We start from the raw sequence: 8,290 nt of genomic DNA on the forward strand, positions 1-8,290 counted from the left end.
AGTTAACGTTTTTCTAAAATATTAATTGATATTTAACCTTTATAATTAGTTGAAAAGATGTTTATACATGATGTAATTGATTTAATTGAAGATTTTGCTCCCCTACAATTACAGGAGTCGTACGATAATTCAGGTTTAATTACCGGAGATAAAAACTGGAAAGTTCAAAAAATACTGCTTTGTATTGATACTACGGAGGCTGTAATTGATGAAGCTATTTTTAAAGGCTGTAACCTTATTATTGCCCATCACCCAATTGTATTTAAAGGATTAAAGAAATTCACCGGGGAGGATTATGTGCAAAGGACAATAATAAAGGCCCTGAAAAATGATATTGCAATTTATGCTGCACATACCAATATGGATAATGTATATGATGGAGTTAGCGCCAGGATTTGTCAAAAACTTAATTTAAAGAATAAAAAAGTCCTATCTCCCAAAAAAAATATTTTAAAAAAAATTATCACATTTTGTCCTCAGGAACAAGCAGAAAAAGTAAAAACAGCATTGTTTAATGCCGGTGCCGGGAAAATTGGCAACTATTCTGAATGCAGTTTTAATTCAAGTGGCACAGGCACTTTTCGGCCATCAGAAAATGCAAACCCATTTGTTGGAGAAAAAGGAAAAAGACATACTGAAAATGAACTAAGGATTGAAACTATATTCCCTTTCTATTTAGAAAATAAAATTATTAAAGCCTTATTGGATTCCCATCCCTATGAAGAAGTTGCTTATGATGTAATAACTCTGGAAAACAAGCATAATTCTATTGGTTCTGGTATGATTGCCGAAGTGGAAAATCCACAGCATGAAACTGATTTTTTGAATTTTATTAAAAAACAAATGAATGCTCAATGCATAAGGCATACTGCAATATTAAATAAGGAAATAAAAAAAGTAGCCGTTTGTGGAGGTTCGGGAAGTTTTTTAGTACAAAATGCAATTGCTGCCGGTGCTGATATTTTTATTACATCAGATTTCAAATATCATGAGTTTTTTGATGCCGAAGGAAAAATTTTAATCGCTGATATAGGACATTATGAAAGTGAACAATTTACAATGGATATTTTTTATGAGTTAATTTTGAAAAATTTTCCTACATTTGCGGTTTATTTAACTGAAACGAACACAAATCCAGTAAAATACCTATAATTTATACTATTATAACCAATATGGCAAAGGAGAAAACAATAACAACACCAGAAAAAACTAAAGCAAAAAAAAGTGGTGTGGAAAAAGAGGTAACTGTTGAAGATAAATTAAAAGCGCTGTTTAATCTACAGCAAGTTGATTCTAAAATTGATAAGATTAGGACAATCAGGGGTGAATTGCCTTTAGAAGTTCAGGATTTGGAAGATGAATTGCAAGGCCTAGATACCAGGTTGAATAATTTAACTGAAGAGCTTAAAGCTTTAGAAACACAAATCAGTGATAAGAAAAATCTGATGAAAGAATCTGAAGCGCTTATAAAAAAATATGAGGCTCAACAAGGAAAAGTTAGAAATAACAGGGAATATGATTCTTTAACTAAGGAAATTGAATTTCAGAAATTAGAAATTGAACTTGCTGAAAAAAGAATTAAAGAACACAAAGCAAGCATGGGGTCTAAAAAAGATGTTATTGATCAATCAACTGAGGCTTTTACTGAAAGAAAAAAAGACCTTCAGCATAAAAAAGCCGAACTTGATACTATTATTGCAGAAACTCAGAAAGAAGAGGATCAGTTAATTTCCAAATCAAAGAAAGCAGAAGCAATTATTGAAGACAGGTTGCTTTTGGCTTACAAAAGAATCCGCAAAAATGCTTTAAACGGACTTGCTGTAGTTGCTGTAGAAAGAGATGCTTGTGGAGGTTGTTTTAACAAAATACCACCACAAAGACAATTAGACATTAAAACACATAAGAAAATAATTGTTTGTGAATATTGTGGAAGAGTATTAGTAGATGCTAATATTTTAACTGATGTAGAATAAATAATTTGCAAAAAAAATCTCCTGGTTCTTTAAGAATCAGGAGATTTTTTTTTGTAGTGAATTGGGTAACTAGAATTTCATTCCAAATGTTGCCATTACTGTACTGGTATTAATGTGAACCAGGGCTGGATTAACAAATGCAGGATCATAAATATATAAGCTTTGATCCCTTGCCTGGGAAAGAATATAAGCAAAATCAAGGAAAAATGATTCTTCACGAATTCCAAAACCAATTGTGTAGTTATTGATGCTGCCTTGATTAAAATCACTTCTGTATGGATTGCCTTGTAAAGAATAACCTGCTCTAAGTGCAAAAGGATCAAATCTCCATTCTGCACCTACTCTTAGGTTAGATGTGGAAGTCAAATTATCACGAATTACCATGTTTACATCTGCGAAGTCTGTTTTTGGTGCTGAAAACATTGCGGATGAATAATTCACAACTTCATAATCTGCACTAATTAAGCCTTGTTTTGCAATAATAATTGCAAAACTTCCTATCGCTCTCATGGGAGTAGTAAGGCTATAATTAAAACTACCGGTAGCACTAGCAGTGGTATCCAAAAAAGTATAATTAGGCTTGAACCTGCTTGTTATAGTGTTGGCATAAGTATCTGAAAGGCTATAAAAAGTTGGGGTGTGAATTGCAACACCAAGCCTGAACCAATCAAAAACCCTGTAAAGAGCACCTATTTTTAGGTTAACTCCTCCTCCGGTAGTTCTATATTCATCAGTATAAGTAAAAGACTCAAGAATATGTGTTGTATCCGGAAATGCTTCTTCACGATGAGTAGAAAAATAGTTGTATCTAACTGTTGAATAAGCAATTGTTCCTCCAAGATAAAGCCTGTCATCATAATTTCCAGCAAAAGAGAAAAAGGCCTCACCCATTCCACCCGATGCAATAATTGATTTTCTTTGAAAAACCCCTTCTCTACCCCCATTTGGAATATCACTGGTGTATTCAAAACCATTTAAAGTATCCACATCAAAAATAAGATTGGCCTGATAAGCAAGAAAGGCACCAAAAGGATTAAGTTGATCGGGGCTTAGTCCACCACGGGAATTGGCTTGGTTTACAAAAACATCAAGTAATGAACTGTTCCTGTTTTCGCCCCTTAATAAAGTATTGCTATCAAAATTATTTGTTCTGTTATAACCAAAAGAAAAAGCAGTACTAACCCAACCTCCAGCTGATGGGCTATCAAAAACATTTGCCCCAACAAAACCAATATTATTAAAATTCAAATTGATATCATTATCACCACTATTTTGGTTTTGAAAGGTTGAGTTTACATTTCTGGCAAAAACAGAAGGAGTAAGAGTAAATTCAGATCTTCTGTAAATTGCTAAACCTGCAGGATTGGTAGAAGAAACAGAGATGTCTCCGCCTAAAGCGCCAAATGCTCCGCCCATGGAGGAATACCTGGAAGTACCAAAAACATTAAATTGTGAATATCTTAAAGCATCATCAGCAGTTTGAGCTTGTAAAATTCCAGCTGAAACAATGATAAAAAAGATTGAAAAGTTAATTTTTTTCATACCCTTATTTTTAAATTATTTTATTTTCTAATTTAATTATTCCCAATTATAAGCAGGAAGAATTTTCTCCCTGCTTAAACTAAAGATATGAATTATCTTGGAGATTTTCCCGCAGGAGAACTCCCTCCTCTGGATGGTGAACTCATTGTCCCTCCGCCACCTCCAGAAGGAGAACTCATTGATCCACCACTGTTTCTTGAAGGTGAACTCATTGAACCCCCAGTTCCTCTTGAAGGAGAATTTGAAGGGGAAGGCTGAGAAACACCTGAATTCCTAGAAGGCTGGGAATAACCAGGATTTTGCGTAGGGGCAGGCTGCGAATAATTACGGTTAGAAGGCTGGTTATTAGATGGTTGAGTATTAGAAGGCTGGTTATTAGAGGGTTGAGTGTTTGAGGGTTGATAACTCCGTGAAGGCTGAGAATAACTGTTATTTCCCCCACCATTTCCACTCCTGTTATAGGTAGGATTTTGTTGATTTGGATTCCTTTGCTGTGAGGGCTGTTGTTGGTTATAACTCGGTCTCTGCGGATTCGAATTCATATTTGGAGGAGTCTGTGGGTGATAAGTATTAGGATTTCGCTTGGGACTATTGTATACATTCGTTCTTCCTTGAGTATTTCCTGTTTGCTCGCTTGGACGAGAATAAACATCAGGAGAAGATTGTGGGTTAGCATTTGTTCTGCCAGGCTGTTGACCAGGAGAAGGCTGAACTGAAGGCCTCGATTGTGGTGTTACATTCGGATTTGGTCGGCCCGGATTTACCTGAGGTTGAACATTTTGATTTGGTCTTACAGGGTTAGTCTGCACAGGAGTATTTCCATCAATTGATTTATCGGGTTTTACCGTATTTGGTCTTCCTGGAGTAGTTTCCACAGGACTTGTTCCATCAATTGATTTATCGGGTTTTACCGTATTTGGTCTTCCTGGGGTAGTTTCAATAGGACTTGTTCCATTAATTGATTTATCAGGTTTTACCGTATTTGGTCTTCCTGGGGTAGTTTCCACAGGACTTGTTCCATTAATTGATTTATCGGGTTTTACCGTATTTGGTCTTCCCGGAGTAGTTTCAACAGGACTTGTTCCATCAATTGATTTACCAGGTTTCATACTGTTTGAATTACTTCTTGGGTCGATAGTATTTACATTGCTAATGCCATTAATATTTCCTCTTGGGCCATCTGCTTTAACCGGTGAAGAGTTTTCAGTTATCATAGCAGATTGATAAACCTGGCCAAGAGACCTTGGAGAAGGATTTATTCCACTTCCAGCACCTGTGCTTGAACCTCTAGGGCCAACATGATGATTGGTTTTATCATAACTGTTGTAATAGTAATTGCCTGCAAGTCCTTGATTGTATCCATTATAGTAACCATTGTTGTATCCATGGTTATAACCTTGATTGTAGGCGTTGTAACCCCAGCCATAACCACCGCCCCATCCTGGAGCACAGCCATAACCATAGTATCCTCCACCCCATCCATAACCACCATAATAACCGCCATAACCGCCATAACCGCCATAACCGCCATTCCAACCTCCCCAAGGGTGAGGATTCCAAAAGTTGTAACTCATATAAATACTTGTTCCATAAAAATAAGGATCGTAATTATAATAATACATATTTGTATAAAAAGGGTCGTAATATCCAAAACCAACAGGATTGTGAAATCTTCTGATCCTTGAAGCATAGGCATAATCATAATTATCATCGGAACTATAATCATTATAGTTACCATAATAATTATTTGTTACTCCTCCATTGCTTCTAGCAGCAGCATTTTCATCGTAATATTCAAATTCCTGGTCAGCAATTGGATCAGCTTGAGTATTAGGGGCAGCAGAAAGCCGATCAGGATTTTGATATTCAGGCCTTGCAGCAGCTTGAGTTTTTACTGGTTCGTCTTTTGGTGAATAATAAACATCATCGTTCTTACTAGTTGAAGCACTTCTTGTAGTTGTGCAAGAATAAAAGCTGGAAATTAAAACAGCTGCTACTAAACTCGAGATAATTGTTTTCATGATTATGCCTCCTTTTATAGTTTTAGGGTGAGGATTCTTTGTTGTCGGTAGTATTTTTGTAATTTCGTGCATTATTATATAATTTACCTACAATTAACAAACACTATACCAAACTCGGAAAATGGCGAAAAATTTGGCAACACGGAATGAAAATTACTCTCAATGGTACAATGATCTGGTATTAAGAGCTGACCTTGCAGAAAATTCTGCAGTAAGAGGATGTATGGTAATTAAACCTTATGGATATGCCATTTGGGAGAATATGCAGGCTGTACTTGATAAAATGTTCAAGGATACAGGCCATTCCAATGCATACTTTCCACTTTTTATACCAAAATCTTTTTTTACCAAAGAAGCCAGTCATGTTGAGGGTTTTGCCAAAGAATGTGCCGTTGTAACACATTATAGGTTAAAAAATGCAGAAGATGGTTCTGGAATCATTGTAGATCCTGATGCAAAGCTTGAAGAGGAACTTATAGTAAGGCCAACATCTGAAACCATAATATGGAACACTTATAAAGGTTGGATTCAGTCTTATAGAGATTTGCCAATATTAGTAAATCAGTGGGCTAATGTAGTTAGATGGGAGATGCGCACACGTTTGTTTTTAAGAACTGCAGAATTTCTTTGGCAGGAAGGCCATACAGCCCATGCCACAAAACCAGAAGCAATTGAAGAAGCAGAAAAAATGCTTGAAGTTTACGCTGATTTTGTTGAAAATTATATGGCAGTGCCAGTTATTAAAGGAATAAAGACAGCCAATGAACGATTTGCCGGTGCCATAGAAACCTATTGCATTGAAGCTCTGATGCAAGATGGAAAAGCCTTGCAGGCAGGAACTTCTCACTTTCTTGGACAAAATTTTGCAAAAGCCTTTGATGTGAAATTTACAGGAAAAGATGGAAAATTAGATTTTGTTTGGGCTACTTCCTGGGGTGTTTCCACAAGGCTTATGGGTGCTTTGGTTATGTCACACTCTGATGATGAGGGTTTGGTATTGCCTCCAAAGCTTGCCCCTATACAAGTTGTTATAATACCAATTTTTAAAAATCAGGAGCAATTAAATGTTATTGGAATTGAAGCAAAAAAAATTATGTCCGCACTTGAAGCCAAAGGTTTAAGGGTAAAATTTGATGATAAGGATGTGTATACCCCTGGATATAAGTTTGCTGATTATGAATTTAAAGGAGTACCTGTTCGTATTGCAATTGGACCAAGGGATTTGGAAAATAAAACTGTTGAAATTGCAAGACGCGATACAAGGGAAAAATCTTCTCTTCCAATGGAAGGCATTGAAATAATTATAGAAAACCTGATGGTAGAGATTCAAGACAATTTGTTTAATAAAGCTTTAGCTTTTAATAAGAAAAACACGAATAAAGTGGATAGTTATGAGGAATTCAAAAAGCGAATAAATGGTGATGGAGGATTTGTTCTGGCGCATTGGGATGGAACTTCAGAAACTGAGTTAAAAATAAAAGATGAAACCAAAGCAACTATAAGGTGTATTCCTTTAAATAATGTTCAAGAGGAAGGTAAATGTATATATTCGGGTAAACCTTCAACCCAGCGCGTAATTTTTGCAAAAGCTTATTAAATGAAAAAGAAAGCCCCCAGAGAATTAATATTTGAGACACTAATAGAAAAATCAATTGTAAAAAAGGACGTTTATAAGTTAGCTACTTCCGTTTTTTCTGATTTTAATGCTGTAGCTGAAGAGATAGCAATTGATTTGAAAGCAAAGATTACTGAGATTGATCCGCGTTTAGAAATTAGTTACAAAGAAAAAGGCACCGGAGAATTTCTTTTGCAAATTGCTGGTGATGTTCTAGTATTTGCTACCCATACCAATGTGTTTAGTTTTGATAAAAGCCATCAGTTATGGAATAGTTCATACCTAAAAGAGGAACCCTCAAGGGCATATTGCGCAGTTATTCACATTTATAACTTCCTTTCTGATTCTTATGAATTTCATAGGATGGATGATATTGGTTATTTAATTGCCCGAATCTTTATTAATAAGGACAAGCACTATTTTGTGGAAGGTAAGCGACAGTTGAGTTTTTTATACAATGATTTTGCAAATGCAGTAATCAATAAAGAGGATATTACATCAATAATCGAATCTGCAATTCTTTATAGTATGGATTTTGATTTATTAACACCCCCTTATGATAATGTAAAACAAGCTTCTGTTGCTGAAATGCAGGAATGGAGCAAAAACCTTGGAAATAAAACCGGAAAAAGACTTGGATTTAAATTCCAGGCTGATGCTGGTGATATAACCTGATTTACTTATACTTAAAGGATGTTAGAAAAGAAAAAACAATCCTGATTGGCTCAGCGGAATGTTTTTTTTAGCTGTTTTTTCAAAAAAACATGGTTTGAATAAAAAAATATCTTGCGAGAGAAATAATTATTAATTAAGTTTGCACTCCCAAAAACAAAAGGGCCCGTTCGTCTAGGGGTTAGGACGCCAGGTTTTCATCCTGGTAACAGGGGTTCGATTCCCCTACGGGCTACTAAAAACCCTCTAAAACATCTGATTTTAGAGGGTTTTTTTATTTTCTCACCGAAAATCCTTCTAGTTTTATTTAATAAGTCTATAAAAGTTTTAATGGACATTACGGATCAAGCGGAAAAGTTGGGGGCTGCAAATTTCTAAGCATAAATATTTGCTAATCTGAACAAGAAAAAACTTACATTTCTAACTCCTCTAAAAGCAGACCTAAAAGCTTTTATTTTTGCATTGAA

The 8,290-nt window shown here is 35.4% G+C and carries 6 protein-coding genes and 1 tRNA gene; 5 read left to right on the forward strand and 2 right to left on the reverse strand.

The features are described from left to right. Positions 1-57 precede the first annotated feature (57 nt). Positions 58-1,152, forward strand: a complete 1,095-nt coding sequence (locus H0V01_06710) for a Nif3-like dinuclear metal center hexameric protein (protein ID MBA2583062.1) — start codon at positions 58-60, stop codon at positions 1,150-1,152. Positions 1,153-1,172: 20 nt separating this feature from the next. Next, positions 1,173-1,973 carry a hypothetical protein gene (locus tag H0V01_06715; protein ID MBA2583063.1) on the forward strand — a complete coding sequence of 267 codons (801 nt, stop codon included), beginning with the start codon at positions 1,173-1,175 and terminating at the stop codon, positions 1,971-1,973. A gap of 69 nt (positions 1,974-2,042) precedes the next feature. Here H0V01_06715 and H0V01_06720 read toward each other — a convergent pair whose 3' ends face one another. Both H0V01_06720 and H0V01_06725 read right to left on the reverse strand, forming a co-directional pair. Then, positions 2,043-3,515: a hypothetical protein gene (locus tag H0V01_06720; protein MBA2583064.1), complete on the reverse strand. Its 1,473-nt coding sequence runs from the start codon at positions 3,513-3,515 to the stop codon at positions 2,043-2,045. A gap of 92 nt (positions 3,516-3,607) precedes the next feature. Then, on the reverse strand, positions 3,608-5,536 hold the full coding sequence (locus tag H0V01_06725) for a hypothetical protein (protein ID MBA2583065.1): 1,929 nt from the start codon (positions 5,534-5,536) through the stop codon (positions 3,608-3,610). Between the two features lie 121 nt (positions 5,537-5,657). Between H0V01_06725 and H0V01_06730 the strand changes: the two genes are divergently transcribed. The 3 genes from H0V01_06730 to H0V01_06740 all read left to right on the forward strand — a co-directional run bounded on the left by H0V01_06730 (position 5,658) and on the right by H0V01_06740 (position 8,058). Next, on the forward strand, positions 5,658-7,133 hold the full coding sequence (locus H0V01_06730; protein ID MBA2583066.1) for a proline--tRNA ligase: 1,476 nt from the start codon (positions 5,658-5,660) through the stop codon (positions 7,131-7,133). Further along, the gene (locus H0V01_06735; protein MBA2583067.1) at positions 7,134-7,826 is read left to right on the forward strand and encodes a hypothetical protein; all 693 of its coding nucleotides are present in this window, start codon (positions 7,134-7,136) and stop codon (positions 7,824-7,826) included. A gap of 160 nt (positions 7,827-7,986) precedes the next feature. Continuing rightward, positions 7,987-8,058 (forward strand) — tRNA-Glu (locus tag H0V01_06740). Positions 8,059-8,290 lie beyond the last annotated feature (232 nt).

This window comes from Bacteroidota bacterium, assembly GCA_013696965.1.
GTDB lineage: Bacteria > Bacteroidota > Bacteroidia > JACCXN01 > JACCXN01 > JACCXN01.

Coding starts and splice junctions, on each gene's coding strand:
- H0V01_06710 (MBA2583062.1), top strand. CDS start 58: ATGTTTATACATGATGTAATTGATTTAATTGAAGATTTTGCTCCCCTA.
- H0V01_06715 (MBA2583063.1), top strand. CDS start 1,173: ATGGCAAAGGAGAAAACAATAACAACACCAGAAAAAACTAAAGCAAAA.
- H0V01_06720 (MBA2583064.1), bottom strand. CDS start 3,515: ATGAAAAAAATTAACTTTTCAATCTTTTTTATCATTGTTTCAGCTGGA.
- H0V01_06725 (MBA2583065.1), bottom strand. CDS start 5,536: ATGAAAACAATTATCTCGAGTTTAGTAGCAGCTGTTTTAATTTCCAGC.
- H0V01_06730 (MBA2583066.1), top strand. CDS start 5,658: ATGGCGAAAAATTTGGCAACACGGAATGAAAATTACTCTCAATGGTAC.
- H0V01_06735 (MBA2583067.1), top strand. CDS start 7,134: ATGAAAAAGAAAGCCCCCAGAGAATTAATATTTGAGACACTAATAGAA.